This is a genomic window from Streptomyces sp. NPDC096152 (assembly GCF_044763235.1).
GTDB lineage: Bacteria > Actinomycetota > Actinomycetes > Streptomycetales > Streptomycetaceae > Streptomyces.
The window spans coordinates 339,438-358,569 of record NZ_JBIWFW010000001.1 but is presented as its reverse complement, the minus strand read 5'-3'; the positions used below and the strand labels follow the sequence as shown (position 1 = coordinate 358,569).

13 protein-coding genes are annotated in these 19,132 nt (G+C 73.8%); 5 read left to right on the top strand and 8 right to left on the bottom strand.

Going from position 1 to position 19,132, the window contains the following annotated elements:
* Window positions 1–44: 44 nt before the first annotated feature.
* Complete coding sequence (locus ACIQ9G_RS01580; RefSeq protein WP_403604644.1) at window positions 45–1,106, top strand: hypothetical protein; 1,062 nt, start codon at window positions 45–47, stop codon at window positions 1,104–1,106.
* 90 nt (window positions 1,107–1,196) lie between these two features.
* On the opposite strand, the gene ACIQ9G_RS01575 is transcribed toward ACIQ9G_RS01580, so the two are convergent.
* Together ACIQ9G_RS01575 and ACIQ9G_RS01570 are read right to left on the bottom strand one after the other, a co-directional pair.
* Window positions 1,197–2,966 carry a TIGR03767 family metallophosphoesterase gene (locus tag ACIQ9G_RS01575; protein ID WP_403604641.1) on the bottom strand — a complete coding sequence of 590 codons (1,770 nt, stop codon included), beginning with the start codon at window positions 2,964–2,966 and terminating at the stop codon, window positions 1,197–1,199.
* Between the two features lie 261 nt (window positions 2,967–3,227).
* On the bottom strand, window positions 3,228–3,680 hold the full coding sequence (locus ACIQ9G_RS01570; protein WP_403604638.1) for an NUDIX hydrolase: 453 nt from the start codon (window positions 3,678–3,680) through the stop codon (window positions 3,228–3,230).
* A gap of 391 nt (window positions 3,681–4,071) precedes the next feature.
* Between ACIQ9G_RS01570 and ACIQ9G_RS01565 the strand changes: the two genes are divergently transcribed.
* On the top strand, window positions 4,072–7,374 hold the full coding sequence (locus tag ACIQ9G_RS01565; protein ID WP_403604635.1) for a S8 family serine peptidase: 3,303 nt from the start codon (window positions 4,072–4,074) through the stop codon (window positions 7,372–7,374).
* A gap of 343 nt (window positions 7,375–7,717) precedes the next feature.
* On the opposite strand, the gene ACIQ9G_RS01560 is transcribed toward ACIQ9G_RS01565, so the two are convergent.
* Entirely contained in the window at window positions 7,718–8,584 is an 867-nt protein-coding gene (locus ACIQ9G_RS01560) for a hypothetical protein (RefSeq protein WP_403604632.1), read from the bottom strand.
* Between the two features lies 1 nt (window position 8,585).
* Entirely contained in the window at window positions 8,586–9,119 is a 534-nt protein-coding gene (locus tag ACIQ9G_RS01555; protein WP_403606711.1) for an RNA polymerase sigma factor, read from the bottom strand.
* A gap of 356 nt (window positions 9,120–9,475) precedes the next feature.
* On the opposite strand from ACIQ9G_RS01555, the gene ACIQ9G_RS01550 reads away from it, so the two are divergent.
* Complete coding sequence (locus ACIQ9G_RS01550; RefSeq protein WP_403606706.1) at window positions 9,476–10,492, top strand: aspartate-semialdehyde dehydrogenase; 1,017 nt, start codon at window positions 9,476–9,478, stop codon at window positions 10,490–10,492.
* Window positions 10,493–10,673: 181 nt separating this feature from the next.
* Window positions 10,674–13,253 (top strand): aminopeptidase N, encoded by a 2,580-nt coding sequence (gene pepN, locus ACIQ9G_RS01545; RefSeq protein ID WP_403604629.1) that lies wholly within the window; start codon window positions 10,674–10,676, stop codon window positions 13,251–13,253.
* A gap of 350 nt (window positions 13,254–13,603) precedes the next feature.
* Here the strand turns inward: pepN and ACIQ9G_RS01540 are convergent, their stop codons facing one another.
* The gene (locus ACIQ9G_RS01540) at window positions 13,604–15,103 is read right to left on the bottom strand and encodes an FAD-dependent monooxygenase (protein WP_403604626.1); all 1,500 of its coding nucleotides are present in this window, start codon (window positions 15,101–15,103) and stop codon (window positions 13,604–13,606) included.
* 178 nt (window positions 15,104–15,281) lie between these two features.
* On the opposite strand from ACIQ9G_RS01540, the gene ACIQ9G_RS01535 reads away from it, so the two are divergent.
* Window positions 15,282–15,869, top strand: coding sequence for a TetR family transcriptional regulator (locus ACIQ9G_RS01535; protein ID WP_403604622.1), 588 nt, complete (start codon window positions 15,282–15,284; stop codon window positions 15,867–15,869).
* A gap of 185 nt (window positions 15,870–16,054) precedes the next feature.
* Here the strand turns inward: ACIQ9G_RS01535 and ACIQ9G_RS01530 are convergent, their stop codons facing one another.
* The 3 genes from ACIQ9G_RS01530 to ACIQ9G_RS01520 all read right to left on the bottom strand — a co-directional run bounded on the left by ACIQ9G_RS01530 (window position 16,055) and on the right by ACIQ9G_RS01520 (window position 19,040).
* Window positions 16,055–16,315 carry a hypothetical protein gene (locus tag ACIQ9G_RS01530; RefSeq protein WP_403604619.1) on the bottom strand — a complete coding sequence of 87 codons (261 nt, stop codon included), beginning with the start codon at window positions 16,313–16,315 and terminating at the stop codon, window positions 16,055–16,057.
* A gap of 211 nt (window positions 16,316–16,526) precedes the next feature.
* A complete protein-coding gene (malQ, locus tag ACIQ9G_RS01525; RefSeq protein ID WP_403604616.1) occupies window positions 16,527–18,797 on the bottom strand; it encodes a 4-alpha-glucanotransferase in 2,271 nt (756 codons plus the stop codon).
* Window positions 18,798–19,040 carry a hypothetical protein gene (locus tag ACIQ9G_RS01520; RefSeq protein ID WP_403604613.1) on the bottom strand — a complete coding sequence of 81 codons (243 nt, stop codon included), beginning with the start codon at window positions 19,038–19,040 and terminating at the stop codon, window positions 18,798–18,800.
* Window positions 19,041–19,132: the final 92 nt, after the last annotated feature.

The window sequence follows — 19,132 nt, the reverse complement described above, 5'->3', positions numbered from 1 at the left end:
TAACAGGGGTTAAAGGAGGGATGGGACACGGGAATCCCCGGGGCATGAACCACAACACCCCCCTCTCCCCCCGCCCCCTCCGCCACCTCGCCGACGGCCCCCGGCGGGTTCTGACGGCCGCTCAGCTCCGCGCCCACGGCGTCTCGGCGGCCGAGGCCGACGAGCGGTGCCGCCCGGGCGGCAGCTGGCAGCAGTTCCTCCCCGGCGTCTACCTGCTCCACCCGGGCCCGCCGACGAGCGAGGAGCGGCTGCACGCGGTGCTCATGTACGCGGCGCGCGAGTCCGTCCCGCACACCGCCCCCGGGGTGCCGGTCCAGCCGACCGCGGGCGAGCCGCACCGCCCGGTGTACGCGGAGGCGCTGATCACGGGCCTGGCGGCGCTGACCCTGCACGGCTTCCGCGCCGCGCCGCCGCTGCCGTCGCTGGAGCGGATCGACGTGCTGGTGCCGCGGCTGCGCCGGGTGCGCTCGGCCGGCCCGGCGCGGATCGTCCGCACCGCCGCCCTGCCCGCGCCCGAGACGGTCACGGGCCTGCCGGTGGCCCCGGTGCCGCGCGCCCTCGCGGACGCGGTGGCCGAACTGACCGACGGGGACGCCGTACGGCGGCTGCTGACCGAGGCGGTGCGCGGCGGGTATTGCGAACCCGCCTCGGTGGTACGGGAGTTGACCGAGGCGCGGCTGCTGAGCCGGGCGCACGTGGTGGACGCGGTGAACTCGCTGCTGGCCGAGGGGCGGGCGCTCGCGGAGACCCGCCTGTACCGCATGGTGCGGGAGTACGGCCTGCCGGAGCCGGTGTGGAACGTGGACCTGCGGCTGCCGGGCGGGCCTCACCTGGGCGGCGTGGACGCGTACTGGCCGGAGCGGGCGGTCGCCGTCGAGCTGGACACCCGCGCGCCCCGCCCGGGCGACCGGCCGGAGGACGAGGCCGGGTGGTCGGAGTACACCCGCAAGCGGGAGCATCTGGAGCGTCTCGGCATCACGGTTGTGCACATCACCCCGCGAAGGCTGCGCGACACGATGGACCAGCAGGCGACGGTGATCCGTACGGCGCTGATGGCGGCGGCCGACCGGGACCCCGCCGCGTACGTGGTGGTGCTGCCCCGGTAGGGAGCCACCGGATCGCCAGGAGGGGAGGGGAGGGGCCACCGCTCGAACGGGGCCCTCCTCGTGCGCCGGGGTCCCGGGCCCCGCCGCCGCTCAGCCCTTCTTCAGCACCAGTTCCGTGTTGCGGTCCTCGGGATCGCCCGCCAGCGCCTTGTTGGCGCCCGGCGCGTTGAAGGCCAGCTCGCGGTACAGCGCCGCCAGTCCGGTCTGGCTCAGGTCGGCGAAGTCCGTGCGGTGCGGGGCCGCGGACTCCACCAGCGTGGTGAACAGCGACAGGGTGCCGTCCTTGTTGTCCACCAGCTCCACGACACGGGCGAGTTGCGGGTGGTCGACGTGCGAGGCGGTGGAGATCTCCCAGAAGGAGTGTCCGCCGGACGCGGAGTGCGGGGTGACGACGTTCCGGTGGATGTGGCCGTTCACCCAGGCCAGCACGTTGCTGTGGCCGCCCAGCAGGGCGACCACCTCGGCTCCGTTGTGCCGGCGCTCGCCCGGGCGGGTCGGGTCGGGGCGGGTGTTCGTCATCGTCTTGCTGGTGTGGTGGCTGAAGACGACCACGTACGCGTCCTTGTTCTCGCGCAGTGTGCGGTCCAGCCACTTCAACTGGGCCGTCCCGACGGACCCTTCGTAGTGGCCGCTCGGGTCGGTGGTGTCGAGGCTGATGCCGATGACGTCGTCGGCGATGCGGAAGCCGTAGTACTGGGTGCCCGCGTCGAGGTTGGCGGAGGAGTAGCCGTGGCCGGCCGGGCCGAGACCCGCGTGGGCCGGGTCCAGGTGGGCCTTGAGGTAGTCGGCGGGGGTGTACGGGGCCCGCTTCTCGTCCGGGGTGACCGCGCGCATGTCGCGGCTGTGGGACTTGAGCAGGTCGCGGAAGTCCACGCCCCTGGGGTCCGTGCCGTTCTTGACGGCGTCCTGGAGCTTCTTCGCCTGGGCCGCCGGCAGGTTCATGAGCTTCCGGCCGCCGATGGCGTACTCGGTGAGGTAGGAGTCGCCGTGCGCGTAGCAGCCGAGCGGCAGGGCGTCGTGGTTGCCGACCGTGGAGTACCAGGGCAGGTTGAGGCCGGGGCTGCGGACCTCGCGGATCGCGGCGGCCAGGAAGCCGGGCAGGTGCGGGAAGCCGAGCTGCTTGTCGGCGTCGCGCGTGGCCGAGTCGGGCTGCCAGTACAGCTTCAGCCCGCTGTTCTGGACGCCCTCGTAGTGGCGCGGGTCGCCGGAGTTGGGCGTGATGCGCCCACCGCTCATGATCTTCATGAACCACTCCAGCTCGGAGTGGGCGTTGTTGTCGGTGTTGTCGCCGGTGGTCATCACGAAGTGCAGCGGGGAGCCGGTGACGGGGGCGCCCCGCAGCGCATTGACCCGCTCGACCAGCGAGACGGCGCCCGGCACGGTGAGCGCCTCGTGCGGACGCCAGGCGTGCGGGTCCCCGGAGCGCAGGTACTCCAGGCGCAGCGGGTGCTGGACGTCCATCAGGTGCAGGTCGGTGAACTGCACGAACGCGGCGAGCGCCGTGCGCCGGGCGGCGCGGCCCGACTTGGGCGCGGCCAGCTCGCCGCGCACCACGCGCTGCCAGCCGGGTCCGTCGCCGAGCCGGCGGTAGCCGGACGCGGTGCGGGGGGCGGCGACGCCCGCGACGGTGGTGCCCTTGGTGTACGGCGCGAGGGGCGCCGCCGGGGCCTTGCGCGAGGAAGCCACCGGCGCCTGGCCGGAGCCCTCGGCGCCGGCGCCGTGACCGGTGGCGGCCTGGCTGTCGGTGGGCCGCAGGGCGTGGGCGACGCCCGCGGCGAGGGACACCGCTCCCGCGGCGGCGAGGACGGAGCGCCGGTGGACCCCCGGCATGGAGGCGGTGACAGAGCGTGTGCGCGACATGGCGCGGTCTCCCCGGGTGCGAACGCGTCGGCAGTGGTCACGGGCGCTCGCTGCCGCGAACTTCCCGCTCGCATTCGATGCTTCGCACCGGGAGTGGCCTGCGCGTGAACGCGACGGCAACGCGCGGCGCCGATCACGGTACGTGGATCTCGGCCCACCACGCGCGTCCGCGAGCGCTCTCCGGGCGGCCCGGAACCGGTCACGCGGTGTTCATCTTCCGGGGTACCGGAGAGCTGGCAGGCGGGAGTTCGACGCCAGGGCCTAGGGGCGTGCCGCGCGACCCGTGGGCGGCCGCTCGCGCCACAGCACGAGCGCGGTGTCGACCAGGGCGATCCGGTGCAGGGCGGGCACCTGGTCCAGCGGGTGCCAGGCCGCCATGTCGGTCGTGCCGCCGACCTCGTGGCGCAGTTCGCCGCCGGTGATCCGGCCCTCGTACAGGAGCCGTACGGCGTGCCGGTCGACGGTGCGGCCGAGACGGCGCGGGACGCGGTGGCGCAGGGAGTCCACGCCGAGCAGGCCTGCGATCTCGATGCGGTAGCCGGTCTCCTCCCCCACCTCCCGCAGCACGGTGTCGTGGGGGTCCTCGCCGTGTTCCGCCCCGCCGCCCGGCAGGGTCCACTCCGGTACGCCGTCGTCGTCCCGGCCGCGGGCCAGCAGGAGGTGCCCGCCACGGACGCACACGGCGTAGGCCGCCACCCTCAACTTCTGTCGCACACCGCGACATTACGGCCTGTCCGGCGCACCGTGCCGCGGACGCGGATGATCCGCCGGACGGGCCCTGTCCCGCCGGGTCCGCGGTTCGCGCGGCGACAGCACCCGGACGAAGCCGGGGTCGCCGCCCGCGACGGTCTCCGGCCGCCGGCGACCGCGCCGGCCGGACACCCCGGCCGAACGGGGCACCATCGGGAGACACGTCACCCTTTGCACGGCTATCTTCCCTGTGGCGCATGGCGGAAGTACGCCATGAGTCCATCCCGTCAGGGTCAACTCTCCCCAAACAACTTTCCTTTGGGTAAAGCTGAGCGATCGTCCGGCTCCGAAATCCGGACTGAGGCGATCGACTCGATCGCAACTCGCCTGGTTCCTTTACCTCCAAGGGATGCCGATGACCTCCGATCCCCAGCGCGCTCCGCTCACGGGCGCGAGACGCCTGGCCCGCATCGCCGTGGCCGCAGGCGTGGTGGCCGCGCTCTCCGCGGCCGGGCCCGTTCCCCTGGCCACCGCCCAGGACAGCCCCTCCCCGGCCGACCCGGCCGTCAAGTCGGCGAGCGCCAAGCTCGGTTCGGACGACGCCGACCTGCTCGCCGAGGCCAAGGCCGACGGCGCCAAGAACGTCACCATGATGGTCGCGACGGCGCCCGGGCAGACCGAGCAGGTCGCCCGGCAGCTCGACGCGGTCGACGGCGGCTCCGTCGGCCGCACCTACGACAAGCTGGGCTACGTCCGCGCCACCGTGCCCACGGCCGAGGCGGACGCGGCCATCGCCGCCGCCGCGAAGCTGTCCTCCGTGCACGCCATCGACCTGCGGCAGGAGATCGCGCTCGACGACCCGACGCCGAGCGCCGACACCGCCAAGGGCGCCCAGGGCACCGCGGCGGCCACCTACTCCGGGCCCGGCAAGGACACCCCGGCCGCGAACCCGTACAACCCCTCCTTCGAGACCGGCGCCGTCGACTTCGTACGGCAGAACCCGAAGGCGGACGGCCGGGGCGTGACCATCGGCATCCTCGACTCCGGCGTGGACCTCGGCCACCCGGCACTGCAGAAGACGACCACCGGCGAGCGGAAGATCGTCGACTGGGTGACGGCGACGGACCCCATTGTCGACGGCGACGCCACCTGGCGCCCGATGGTGACCTCCGTCTCCGGGCCCAGCTTCACCTACGGCAACCAGACCTGGACCGCTCCGGCCGGTTCCTACCAGGTCAGCACCTTCAGGGAGTCCGTCACCGCGGGCGGCGACGCCAAGGGCGACGCGAACCGCGACGGCGACACGACCGACGCCTGGGGCGTCCTGTACGACGCCGCCGCCGGCACGGTCCGCGTCGACCTGAACAACAACAACGACTTCACCGACGACGAGCCGATGAAGCCGTACAAGGACGGCTTCCAGATCGGCTGGTTCGGCACCGACGACCCGAAGACGGACGTCGTCGAGCGCCAGCCGTTCGTGGTGCAGATCCGCAAGGACGTCTCGATGGACCCCTACGGCGGGTCCTGGGTCGGCAAGAAGGCCGACTTCGTCAACATCGGCGTCATCGAGTCGGAGCACGGCACCCACGTCGCCGGCATCACCGCCGCCAACGGCCTGTTCGGCGGGAAGATGAACGGCGCCGCGCCCGGCGCGAAGCTCGTCTCCTCGCGCGCCTGCACCTGGAGCGGGGGCTGCACCAACGTCGCGCTCACCGAGGGCATGATCGACCTCGTCGTCAACCGGGGCGTCGACATCGTCAACATGTCGATCGGCGGCCTCCCCGCGCTCAACGACGGCAACAACGCGCGCGCCGAGCTCTACACCCGGCTCATCGACACCTACGGCGTGCAGCTGGTGATCTCGGCGGGCAACTCCGGCCCCGGCGCCAACACCATCGGCGACCCCGGCCTCGCCGACAAGGTGATCTCGGTCGGCGCGGGCATCTCCAAGGAGACCTGGGCCGCCAACTACGGCTCGGCGGTGGAGAAGCCGTACGCGATGATGCCCTTCTCCTCGCGCGGCCCGCGTGAGGACGGCGGCTTCACGCCGACCCTCGTCGCCCCCGGCGCCGCGATCAACACCACCCAGACCTGGCTGCCGGGCTCCCCGGTCGCCGAGGCGGGCTACTCGCTGCCGGCCGGCTACTCCATGCTCCAGGGCACCTCGATGGCGTCCCCGCAGGCCACCGGCGCCTCCGCGCTGCTGCTGAGCGCGGCGAAGCGGGAGGGCATCGAGCTCAAGCCCGCGGATCTGCGCACGGCGCTGACCTCGACCGCCCACCACATCAAGGGCGTCCAGGCCTACGAGGAGGGCGCGGGCCGCATCGACGTCGTCGACGCCTGGGACGCGATCCGCTTCGACGCGACCGCCCACGACTACACCGTCAGGGCCCCGGTCGACACCGCGCTGGACCAGTTCCTGAAGACGCCGGGCTTCGGCACCGGCCTGTACGACCGCGAGGGCGGTCTCAAGGCCGGCGAGAAGAAGACGTACGACGTCACCGTCACGCGCACCTCCGGCCCCGACCGCGGGGTCTGGCACACGCTGGAGTTCGCGAACAACGCCGGTGACACCTTCCGGATCGTCGGCTCGCCGCTGGTGAAGCTGCCGCTGAACCAGCCGGTGACCGTGCGGGTCCAGGCCGCTCCGCGCTCCGCGGGCGTCAAGAGCGCGATCCTCGAGGTTGACGACCCGTTCACCGAGGGCGTCGACAAGCAGATCCTGACCACCGTCGTGGTCGCGTCGCCGGTCGCCTACACCTACTCCACGTCGGGGTCGGTGCAGCGCAACAGCACGCGGTCGTACTTCCTGACCGTGCCCGAGGGCGCGAAGTCGCTGGAGGTCGCGATCGGCGGGCTGGCGGACAAGAGCCAGACCCGGTTCATCGCCATCCACCCGTACGGCACTCCGGCCGACAACACCTCCACGCCGTACTGCTACAACAACTACCTCGACGGCAACGGCTGCAAGCCCGACGTGCGGTCCTACGCCGACCCGCAGCCGGGCGTGTGGGAGATCGAGGTCGAGTCGCGCCGCACCTCGCCGCTGCTCGACAACCCCTACAAGCTGGACGTCTCCGTCCTCGGCGCGGTCTTCGACCCGGAGACCGTGACCGTGCCCGAGGCGAAGGTCGGCACCCCGGCCACCGCCTCCTGGAAGGTCACCAACAAGTTCGCGCCGCTCGACGGCAAGCTGGTCGGCGGCCCGCTCGGCTCGTCCAAGACGGCCCGGCCCACCATCAAGAACGCCGAGAAGCAGACCACGACCGTGGTCGTCCCCGAGGGCGCCCAGTCGCTGGACGTCGCCATCGGCAACGTCAGCGACACGGCCGCCGACCTGGACCTGACGGTCTACGACGCCAGCGGCAAGAAGGTCGCGCAGTCCGCGGACGGCGACTCGGAGGAGGCGGTGTCCATCGCCAAGCCGGCCGCCGGCACCTACACCGTCGAGGTCGTCGGCTACTCGGTGCCGTCCGGCTCGACGGCGTACGACTACCGGGACGTGTTCTTCTCCTCCGCGCTCGGCACCGTCACGGTGGACGGCTCGGCGCCGGTCAAGCTGGGCACGGGCGAATCGGCCACGGTGACCGGGCAGGTCACGGCCGCGGCCGCGGCCCCCGAGGGACGTGAGTTCTTCGGGCAGGTGCAGCTGGTCGACGCGCGCGGCACGGTCGCGGGCCTGGGCAGCGTGAAGATCGAGAAGGTCACGCAGTAAGGCGATACACGCACAGGAGGGGCGGGCGTCCGGACGGACGCCCGCCCCTCGGCCGTGTCGGGGGCGGTGGCGCGGGCGGCGCGCCGGACCCACCCCGGGGGGTGCGGGCGCGGGCGCCGCACCGGACCCGCCCCCGGGGAGCGCAGATGCCGGGGGGCCGCCCCCAGCCGCCCCCGGGGTGGGTGATGCCGCGAGCGGCTGCGCACTGCCGTGTCCGGGGCCGGTGCCGGTGCGGGCGGCCGCGCCGGCCCCTGTCCGGGGGCATCCGGGGGCGTCCGGGGGCGCCCGGGTGCGGACCCGCCCGGCCTGTGCCCGGGGGCGGTGCCGGCGTACAGGCCGGGGTTCAGTCGCAGGGAAGGGATGCCGACTCGGGCAACGTGCGCTCGACGGCGGCCCGTTCGCGGGCGACGTCCCGCTCGCCCACGGCCCAGAGGTCGGGCGAGGCGGCGCGCCCCGGGATGCCGACCAGGACGTGCTCGCCGCGTCGGAAGACGCCGGGGCCGTCGACCGGGAACGTGACCTCGGCCCTCCCCTTCGCGGGCTTGTAGGACCGGGTCACGCGCAGGGTGACCCGCTCCCGGCCGGTGTCCGCGACGGGCCGGACGCCGGTGACGTCGCCCTCGACGACCAGGCGGGCGCAGGCGAGGTAGCCGGGCGCGGCGAAGGAGGGGCCGGGACCCCGCCCGGCGCCCGCCTCGCCGTCACCCTTCGCCCCTGCGTCACCGCTCGCCTTCTCGTCCCCGCTCGCCCTGTCCGCACTGCTCGCCTTGTCGTTGCCGCCGCCCGGCGCCGCGAGCCACCCCGGCCCGAGCACACCGGACCCGACGGCGGCCACGGCGACCGCGCCGACGGCCCCGAGCACGAACGCCCGCACGCCCCGCCGCCCCCGCGACCGCCGCCCGGCCTCCGGGGCGGGGCGGCCCGCCGGGCGCTCACCGGCCGGACGGGTCCGCTGCCGCCTGTCCGCCGGACGGCCCTCCTGCCACCCCTCGCCTGCCCGGTGGGGCCGTGACCCGGGCGGCTCGGGCGGCTCCGCCAGCGCGTCTCCGACGATGTGCAGATGCCGGCGGAGCAGGTCCAGGTCCGCACGGGACGCCCGGTAGGCGGCCATGAACGCGGGGTCCGCGCGGGCCCCGGGCGGCAGCGGCTCGTCCGCGAGCGCGGCCAGCAGCGGGTCGACGCCGTCGTGGCGCCCGTCTGCGGCGGCCATGTCACACCACCTCGTTCTCGTGCAGCCGGTCGCGCAGCGCCCGGACCGCAGTGTGCAGCCTGCTCTTGACCGTGCCCTCGGGAAGGCCGAGCTGTTCCGCGATCGAGCGGACCGGCAGGTCGGCGTAGAAGCGCAGCACCAGGACCTGCCGCTGGGCGTCCGGCAGCTCGTCCACGCCCTGGGCGACGGCGAGGGAGAGCAGCCGGGCCTCCTCGCCCGCGGCGTGCTCGGCCGGCCGCAGCGCCGCCAGGCGCTCCCCCAGCCGCTCCTGCCGCCGCTTGGCCCGGTGCCAGTCCATCGCCAGGCGGGAGGCGACCACCGCGGCCCACGCCGAGACGTCCCGCGGCGCCTCCTGCCCGCTCGCGGCGCGCTCCAGCAGCCGCAGGCGGACCTGCTGCACCCCGTCCGGCAGGTCCGCCTGCGGTACCCCGCCGAGCGCGAGCACCGCCCGCACCCGCCGCTCCTGGTCCGCGTCCAGCGGATCGTCCGCACCCCGGTCCGTCCCGCGCCCGCGGCGCGCCCTTCCGCGCAGCACAAGCCACCCCCTCACCGTGTCCCCTCTACGACGCCGCGGCCGCCCGGAACGTTCGGTCCGCGGCCCCGGGACTCCACGCCGCGGAGCAGAGGCTTACGTCACATCGCCGTATGCGCCGGGCCGGACCGGGCAGGGGCGGGGCAGCACAGCTTGCGGCCCGCGGGCCCCGCCGGGCGAATTTCTGCAGCTCAACGCGGGTGCGGCCCGAAGGGCCGCAACCGTGGGGCGGGCCCGCCCGTCCCACTCCTCGGGCACGCCGCGCAAAGAACTGGACACGTGGGTCGGGGTCGGCCGCATGATGGAAAGGCTCGGCCGAGCGCACACGCACGCACAGCACACGTACGTAGGGAGTCATGGTGAGGGTCGGAATCGTCGGAGCCACCGGTCAGGTCGGCACGGTCATGCGCAGAATCCTCACGGAACGCGACTTCCCGGTCACCGAGCTGCGCCTGTTCGCCTCGGCCCGCTCGGCGGGGACGGTCCTCGACGGCGTGACGGTGGAGGACGCGTCGACGGCGGACTACACCGGCCTGGACATCGTGCTGTTCTCCGCGGGCGGCGCGACCTCCAAGGCGCTGGCCGAGAAGGTCGCCGCGCAGGGCGCCGTGGTGATCGACAACTCCTCGGCCTGGCGCCGGGACCCCGACGTGCCGCTGGTCGTGGCCGAGGTGAACCCGCACGCCGCGGTGAACCGGCCCAAGGGCATCATCGCCAACCCGAACTGCACGACGATGGCCGCGATGCCGGTGCTGAAGCCGCTGCACGAGGAGGCCGGCCTGCAGGCGCTGGTCGTCGCCACCTACCAGGCGGTGTCCGGTTCGGGCCTCGCGGGCGTGGCGGAGCTGCACGGCCAGGCGCAGAAGGTGATCGCCGACGCCGACAAGCTCACCCACGACGGCGGGGCGGTGGACTTCCCCGAGCCGGCCGTCTACCAGCGCCCCATCGCCTTCAACGTGCTCCCCCTCGCCGGCAACCTGGTCGACGACGGCCTGAACGAGACCGACGAGGAGCAGAAGCTCCGCAACGAGTCCCGCAAGATCCTGGAGATCCCCGAGCTGAAGGTCTCCGGCACCTGCGTGCGCGTCCCCGTCTTCTCCGGCCACTCCCTCCAGGTCAACGCCCGTTTCGCCCGGCCGCTGTCGCCGGAGCGCGCGACCGAGCTGCTGTCCGGCGCCCCGGGCGTGGCCCTCTCCGACATCCCCACCCCGCTCCAGGCGGCCGGCAAGGACCCGTCGTACGTGGGCCGCATCCGCCGCGACGAGACCGTGGACAACGGCCTGGCGCTGTTCCTCTCCAACGACAACCTCCGCAAGGGCGCGGCCCTGAACGCCGTCCAGATCGCGGAGCTGGTGGCGGCGGAGCTGCGCGGCTAGCGCGCCTTCCGCCCCGCACAGCGGGCAGCCGTACCCGACGGCCCGGACGTGGACGAGCGCCACGCACGGGCCGTCGAACGCGTTCGGCCGCGCCGCGGCCTCGGGGATCGCCCAGGAGGCGTCCGACGGAGATGTGACGTGGAAGGATGACCACACCCACACATCACGAGGAGATGACCGCGTGCCTGGCACAAACCTGACTCGCGAAGAGGCGCAGCAGAGGGCGCAGCTGCTCACCGTTGACTCGTACGAGATCGATCTCGACCTCTCCGGAGCACAGGAGGGCGGCACCTACCGGTCCGTGACCACGGTGCGCTTCGACACCGCCCAGGACGGCGCCGAGTCCTTCATCGACCTGGTGGCCCCGGTCGTCCACGAAATCACCCTCAACGGTGACCCGCTCGACCCCGCCGAGGTCTTCAAGGACTCGCGGATCGCGCTGCCGGGCCTGCTCCAGGGCCGCAACATCCTGCGGGTCGCGGCCGACTGCGCGTACACCAACACCGGCGAGGGCCTGCACCGTTTCGTCGACCCGGTCGACGACCAGGCCTACCTCTACACCCAGTTCGAGGTGCCGGACGCCCGCCGCGTCTTCGCCTCCTTCGAGCAGCCGGACCTGAAGGCCACCTTCCAGTTCACCGTGCGCGCGCCCGAGGGCTGGACCGTCGTGTCCAACTCGCCCACCCCCGAACCCCAGGACAACGTCTGGGTCTTCGAACCGACGCCGCGCATCTCGACGTACATCACGGCCCTGATCGTCGGCCCCTACCACTCGGTGCACAGCGTGTACGAGAAGGACGGGCAGAGCGTGCCGCTCGGCATCTACTGCCGGCCCTCCCTCGCCGAGTACCTCGACTCCGACGCGATCTTCGAGGTGACCCGGCAGGGCTTCGAGTGGTTCCAGGAGAAGTTCGACTACGCCTACCCGTTCGGGAAGTACGACCAGCTCTTCGTCCCCGAGTTCAACGCGGGCGCGATGGAGAACGCCGGTGCGGTGACCATCCGCGACCAGTACGTCTTCCGCTCCAAGGTGACCGACGCGGCCTACGAGATGCGCGCCGAGACCATCCTGCACGAGCTGGCGCACATGTGGTTCGGCGACCTGGTCACCATGGAGTGGTGGAACGACCTGTGGCTGAACGAGTCGTTCGCCACCTACACCTCCATCGCCTGCCAGGCGTACGCGCCGGACTCCCGCTGGCCGCACGCGTGGACCACCTTCGCGAACTCGATGAAGACGTGGGCCTACCGCCAGGACCAGCTGCCCTCCACCCACCCGATCATGGCGGAGATCAGCGACCTGGACGACGTGCTCGTCAACTTCGACGGCATCACCTACGCCAAGGGCGCCTCCGTCCTCAAGCAGCTCGTCGCCTACGTCGGCCTGGACGAGTTCTTCCGGGGCGTGCAGGCGTACTTCAAGCGCCACGCGTTCGGCAACACGCGTCTGTCCGACCTGCTGGGCGCCCTGGAGGAGACCTCCGGCCGCGACCTGAAGACCTGGTCGAAGAAGTGGCTGGAGACGGCGGGCATCAACATCCTCCGCCCGGAGATCGAGACGGACGCCGACGGGGTCATCACCTCCTTCGCCGTCCGCCAGGAGGCCCCGGCGCTCCCGGCCGGCGCGAAGGGCGAGCCCACCCTGCGCCCGCACCGCATCGCCGTCGGCTGCTACGAGCGGGACGAGGCGAGCGGCAGGCTGGTGCGCGTCGAGCGCGTGGAGCTGGACGTCGACGGCGAGCTGACCGCCGTACCGCAGCTGGCCGGCCGGCGCCGCCCGGACGTGGTCCTGCTCAACGACGACGACCTGTCGTACGCGAAGGTCCGCCTGGACGAGCGGTCGCTCGCCTTCGTCACCGAGCACCTGGGCGACTTCGCCGACTCGCTGCCGCGCGCCCTGTGCTGGGCCTCGGCCTGGGACATGACCCGCGACGGCGAGCTCGCCACCCGCGACTACCTGTCCCTGGTGCTGTCCGGCATCGGCAAGGAGTCCGACATCGGTGTCGTGCAGTCGCTGCACCGCCAGGTGAAGCTGGCGATCGACCTGTACGCCGACCCGGCCGCCCGCGAGACCCTGCTCACCCGCTGGACCGACGCCACCCTGGCCCATCTGCGCGCCGCCGAGGCGGGCAGCGACCACCAGCTGGCCTGGGCCCGCGCCTTCGCGGCGACGGCCCGGACGCCGGAGCAGCTCGACCTGCTGGACGCCCTGCTGGACGGCTCGCAGACGGTGGAGGGCCTGGTCGTCGACACGGAGCTGCGCTGGGCGTTCGTGGAGCGGCTCGCGGCCGTGGGCCGTTTCGACGAGGCGGAGATCGCGAGCGAGTACGAGCGTGACCGGACGGCCGCCGGCGAGCGGCACGCGGCCACCGCCCGGGCCGCCCGGCCGACCCCGGAGGCCAAGGCGGAGGCGTGGGCGTCGGTCGTCGAGTCCGACAAGCTGCCGAACGCCGTGCAGGAGGCCGTCATCGGGGGCTTCGTCCAGACCGACCAGCGCGAGCTGCTGGCGCCGTACACGGACACCTACTTTGAGGCGGTCAAGGGCATCTGGGACTCGCGCTCCCACGAGATGGCCCAGCAGATCGCCGTCGGCCTGTACCCGGCGATCCAGGTGTCCGAGGACACCCTGCGCCGGACGGACGCCTGGCTGGCCTCCGCCGAGCCGAGCGCGGCCCTGCGCCGGCTGGTCTCGGAGTCCCGCGCGGGCGTCGAACGGGCTCTGAAGGCCCAGGCGGCGGACGCGGCGGCGGCCGGATCGTAACCGCCTCGCACCTGCGCGCGAAGGGGCACCCGGCAATCCGCCGGGTGCCCCTTCGCCGTCGGCGCGGGGCCAGGGCGAGGTGGCCGGTGGCCGGTGGCGGCCGGCGGCCCGGCCGTCCAGCGCGGGTGGCACGGGTGGCGCGGTGGCGCGGGTGGCGCTCCCTCGGTCAGGAGGGCGACGGGCGCGATCAGCAGACCACTCTCGGTCAGTCGCCACCCGGCTAGCGCGAGCGGCCCCACGCCTGCCCTGGCGCCCCCAACCGGCATGTCTACCGGGGTGGTTGCTGACCGAGGCGCAGGGTGCGCGGGCTTGCCCGGGCAGGGACAAGACCTCTGTGCCGGGTGGGTCGATCAGCCCACGTGTGCGGCGAGCGCGGACTCGATCGCGGCGGGGTCGGCGCTGTCGGCGGCCCAGGCCACGTGTCCGTCGGGGCGCACCAGCACGGCCGTACGGCGGTCGCTCGCCCAGCGGGCGGCGGTCAGCCGGGCGGCGCGGTCGGGGCCGACGTCGTGGGAGCGGGGAGCGATCAGCACGAAGCGGCCGCCGCGCAGCGCCTCGTAGAGGCGGCCGCCGCCCGCGAGGGCCACGTCCGGGACACGGGTGCCCACCAGAGGGTGGGAGCCGCGCGGAGCGGCGTAGCGGTAGCCGATGCCTGTGATCCGGCCGGCCGCCCTTCGGCGGGCGGGACCGACCCTGTCGAGGACGGTGACGAGCGCGGCACGCAGGGCGAGGGTCCAGGGGCGGTGCGCCATGGCGAGCCGGATGATGCCGCCGCTGCTGCGGAGCACGGACCGGCCGACGGGGTGGCGTTCGGCCTGGTAGGTGTCGAGGAGGGCTTCGGGAGCGTGGCCGGACACGACCTGGGCGAGCTTCCAGCCGAGGTTGGCCGCGTCCTGCAGGCCGGTGTTCATGCCCTGACCGCCGGCCGGGGTGTGGACGTGGGCGGCGTCGCCGGCGAGGAAGACCCGGCCGACCCGGTAGGCGGGCGCCTGCCGCTCGTCACTGTGGAAGCGGGACATCCAGCGGGCGTCGTGCATCCCGTAGTCACGGCCGAGGGCGAGCCGGGTGATCTCCCTGACCTCGTCGAGGTCCAGGGGCTCACGGTCGGAGACCTCGTGGCCGCGCCGCCAGCCGATGACGCGGTAGTAGCCGTCCCCGAAGGGCGCCAGGAAGGCGAAGGCGTCCCGGACGGCGTTGACGGTGAGCAGCGTCCCGGGCCGCTCGGCGAGCCGCACGTCCGCCAGCACGACGGACCGGATCACCGACCGCCCCGGGAACGGCACCCCGATCGCCTCCCGCACCTCGCTGCGCATCCCGTCGGCGCCTACGACGTAGACGCCCCGCAGCGACTCCGCCCGCCCGCCGGGCCCGCGGACCTCGACGGTCACGCCGTCGCCGTCCTGGGCCAGTCCGGTCACCTCGGTCTCGTAACGGAAGTCCACGCCGGCCTCGACCGCGCGTCGCTCCAGCACCTCCTCCACCTCGTACTGCGGGAGCACGAGCACATGGCGGAACCGCGAGGGCAGGTCGGTGAGGTCGACGCCGAGCCGCCCGAAGAGCTGGAGCCGGTCGAGGGGACGGCCCACGGCCTCCAGGCCGTCGGCGAGTCCCCGGGCGTCGAGTTGCTCCAGGGCGCGGGCGTGCAGGACGAAGGCGCGCGAGAGGTTGCTGATCCGGTGCGGCCGCTTCTCGACGAGGGTGACGGGTACGCCGGCGGTGGCGAGGTCGCCGGCGAGAAGGAGGCCGGTGGGGCCTGCGCCGACGACGATCACCGGGGCGGTGGTGGGGGTGGGGGTTGAGGTGGATGCGTTGGTGTCGGTGGTTCCCGTGGTGCCATTGGTGCCGGTCATGTGGGCCTCCTGGGGCGCCAACAGTCGTTTGCCAGCGGTCGTTGGCAAACAGACGTTGGTCAACGCTTGTTGGCAAGCGTAGGCGCCGCAGGGCAAGCCTGTCAACGCTTGTTGGCCAACGGGCGTTGACACACGCCTACGCTTGTTTGCCTACGTACGTTGGCCTACGGTTGTTGGCATGGTCGACTCCAGTCAGGGCCCACCGCCCTCCCCCGCACGCCGCTCCGACGCCACCCGCGGTGCCATCCTCGACGCGGCGCGCCGGCGCTTCGCCGCCGACGGGTACGACCGGGCGACCATCCGGGCCATCGCCAAGGACGCGCGCATCGATCCGTCGATGGTCATGCGCTACTTCGGCAACAAGGAGAGTCTTTTCGCCGCGGCCGTCTCCCTCGATCTGCGGCTGCCCGATTTGACCGCGCTGCCGCGCGACGAGATCGGGCGGGCGCTGGTGTCGCACTTCCTCTCACTGTGGGAGGGGAACGGCGAGCTGACCGCGATCCTGCGGGTCGGTGTCACCAACCCGGCCGGGGCCGAGCGGATGCAGTCGGTGTTCCGGGAGCAGTTGCTGCCGGTCGCCCAGCAGGTGTGCCCCGACCCCGAGCAGGTGTCCGGGCGGGCCGCGCTGTGCGCCTCGCAGTTGCTGGGACTCGCGCTCACCCGCTACGTCCTGCGTTTCGGGCCGGCCGTGGAGCTGTCCGGTCCGGAGATCGTGGCCTGGCTGGCGCCCACCCTGCAGCGGTACCTGACCGCGCCGAGTCCCTGACCCCCGGCGTCCACGCGGACCCCGGCTCCCCGGGGCCGGCCCCCGCCGAGGCCGGGGCGGGCGCCCGCCGGAAACGCCGAGGGCGCCGGCCTCGGCGTCGTACGGCGGTGCCTGTACGTACGGCGGGGTCGGCGCCCTCGGGGCGGGTGTGTGCGGCGGCGCGCCGGTCCGGCGGCGCCGGTGACTCAGACCTTGGCGTCGGCGCTGCGGCCGGTGTCCTGCCTGTCGCTGGACTTGCTCAGCACCATCACCAGGCCGGCGATGACCACGAACAGCACGATCGGGAGGACGACGTAGAGACCCAGCGTCTGGATGACGCTCAGGCTCGAGCCGGGGTCGTCGCCGTCGTCGCGGGTCAGCGCGAGCGCGGGGGACGACATGAGCAGCATCATCAGCGTCGTACCGGCGGCCAGGGCGCCGGCGCGCAGGGCGTTCTTCTTGTCCACGGTGCAAAAGTAGCGAACGCCGGAACGGGCCGCGCGCCCGGGGTGCCGTATGGGCCGGAGCGGCACCCTCGCACGGCGGGGCGCGGGAACGTCATGTGGCCGCGCGGGGGCCCTACATGTCCGGGCGTGAGGCCGTACGTGTCCGGGCGTGAGGCCGTGCGGGTGCGGGTGCGGGAGCGCGTGCGGCGGGGCGTGAGGTCCGCGCCGGCCTTCAGCCCTCCCGGCGCTCCCCGGGCACTCCCTCCCGCAGTACGTCCGTCAGCGCGTGCAGCCGGGGGGAGGACGCCAGTTCCTCCAGGGTCACCGGGCGACCCTCGGCGTCGGCGACCGGAAGGCGCCAGTTCGGGTACTGGTCCCAGGTGCCGGGGAGGTTCTGCGGGCGGCGGTCGCCCACGGTGTCCGGGAGCCAGAGACCGATCATGCGGGCGGGGGTGCGCAGCAGGAAGCGGTGCACGGCCTGGATCTCAGCCTCCTCCGAGGGCGTGCCGCGGCCGCCGCTCGTGCCGTGCAGCAGCCCCAGCTCCGTCAGCAGCGCCAGCCACTCCCCGGTGTCCGCCGCCGCCTCCGCGCGCTCCTCCTCCAGCGGCCGGGTGAGCAGGCCCAGGCGGTGGCGCAGTTCGACGTGCTCGCCGGTGAGCCGGGCCGCGGTGGAGGGCAGGTCGTGGGTGGTGGCGGTGGCCAGGCAGTCGGCGCGCCACCGCTCCGGGGGCAGGGGGCGGCCGTCGCCGTCCCAGTCCCGTTCGAACCACAGTACGGAGGTGCCGAGCACTCCGCGCCGGTCCAGGGTCTCGCGCACCCCGGGCTCCACGGTGCCGAGGTCCTCGCCGATCACCACGGCCCCGGCCCGTGAGGCCTCCAGGACCAGGAGGGCCAGCATGGCCTCGGCGTCGTAGCGGACGTAGGTGCCCTCGGTCGGCGGTCGTCCCTGCGGGACCCACCACAGCCGGAACAGGCCCATGACGTGGTCGATGCGCAGCGCTCCGGCACAGCGGAACAGGGCGCGCAGCAGGCGGCGGAACGGGGCGTGCCCGGACTCGGCCAGCCGGTCGGGCCGCCACGGGGGCAGGCCCCAGTCCTGGCCGCGGGCGTTGAAGGCGTCCGGCGGGGCGCCGACCGACATGCCGGCCGCGAAGTGGTCCTGCTGGGCCCAGGCGTCGGCGCCCTCGGGGTGCACGCCCACCGCGAGGTCGTGCACGATCCCGATCGGCATGCCCGCCTCGCGTGCCGTGTTATGGGCGGCGGTGAGCTGGGTGTCGGTGAGCCAGGCGAGGCGGGAGTGGAAGTCGACGCGGTCCATCAGCTCGGCGCGGGCGCGGGCGGTCTCCGCGGACCTCGGGTTCCGCAGCCCCTCGGGCCAGCCGTGCCAGTCGGAGCCGTGCACCTCGGCGAGGGCGCACCAGGTGGCGTGGTCCTCCAGGGCCTGGCCCTCCCGCGCGAGGAAGTCGGCGTAGGCGGCGCGGCGGCCGGGGCCGAGCGGGACCCGGCGGACCAGTTCCAGCGCCTGCCGCTTGAGTTCCCACACCGCGTCCCGGTCGATCAGGGCGCCCTTGTCGAGGACACCGGCGCGCAGCCGTTCGGCCCGCTCCAGCAGGGTCCGCACCCGTTCGCGGTCCTCGACGTACGCGAACTCGGGGATGCTCTCGACGCGCAGGTGCACGGGGTCGGGGAAGCGGCGCGAGGAGGGGCGGTACGGGGAGGGGTCGGTCGGCGCGCCGGGCACGGCCGCGTGCAGCGGGTTGACCTGCACGAATCCGGCGCCCAGGGCCCGCCCCGCCCAGGCGCTCAGCTCGGCCAGGTCACCGAGGTCGCCCATGCCCCAGGAGCGCCGGGAGAGGAGGGAGTAGAGCTGGACGAGCAGGCCGTACGAGCGTCCCGACGGCGTGGGCAGCCGGGCCGGGGCGACGACGAGGTGCGTCAGTTGTGTGCGCCCGTCCGGCGCGGTGACGGTCAGCCGGTGCACTCCGTACGGGAGGCCGTCGACGCGGTCGCGGACCTCGCCCTGCTCGGTCTCGACTCGCACCCGGGTGCCGGTGGGCAGCGCGGCGAGGAGGGCCTCGGGCGAGCCCGGGGTCCCGGGCGTGTCAGGCGCTACGGCCGCATCGCCGGCCTCACCGACACCAAGCTCGTCGCCGGCCTCGCGCGTACCCGGCGCATCACCGGCTCCGTGCGCCCCGCGCGCACCGAACTCGCCCCCGGCGGGCCCCTCATCACCCCCCGCACTCGCCCCGGCATCGCCCCACCACACCACCGTCGGGGGCAGCAGTCGTGCCCCCAGTTCCCGTTCGCGGGCGGTGAGTGCGGCGCGGGCGGCCCCGGGGGTGCTCGCGTCGACGTCGAGGGCGGCCAGGGCGGCGACGACCGCGGCGGCGGAGGCGGCGACCGTACGGTCCGGCGAGGGGCTGTAGGAGGTCGCGACGCCGTGCAGGTCGGCGAGGCGGGTCAGATCCGCGTCGGGGGGTTCGGCCGGCCGTAACGACGTCATCTACATCTCCGCGCAGCAGGGGTCCGGTTCGGCGGCGGTCTCGCTGGTGAGGGGGGTGGTCTCGGCGAGCGGCGGTTCGCTGGTCAGCGGCTCGGCGTCGGGCAGCGGCGGCTCACTGGTCAGGGGAGCCTCGGTGGAGGCGCTCTCCGCGCTGTAGACGGGCAGGTAGGGGTCGGCGGCGGAGTCCGCGGTGAGCGGCTCCGCGGTGGGTTTGGACGGGGCCGGGAGCAGAAGGTGCGCCACGGGTGGGCCTCCTTGTCGAAACGACATCAGCGGATTACCGCAGCCCTACCCAGTGCGCGCGATCGCAGACGTACAAACGTGAAGACCGTGCC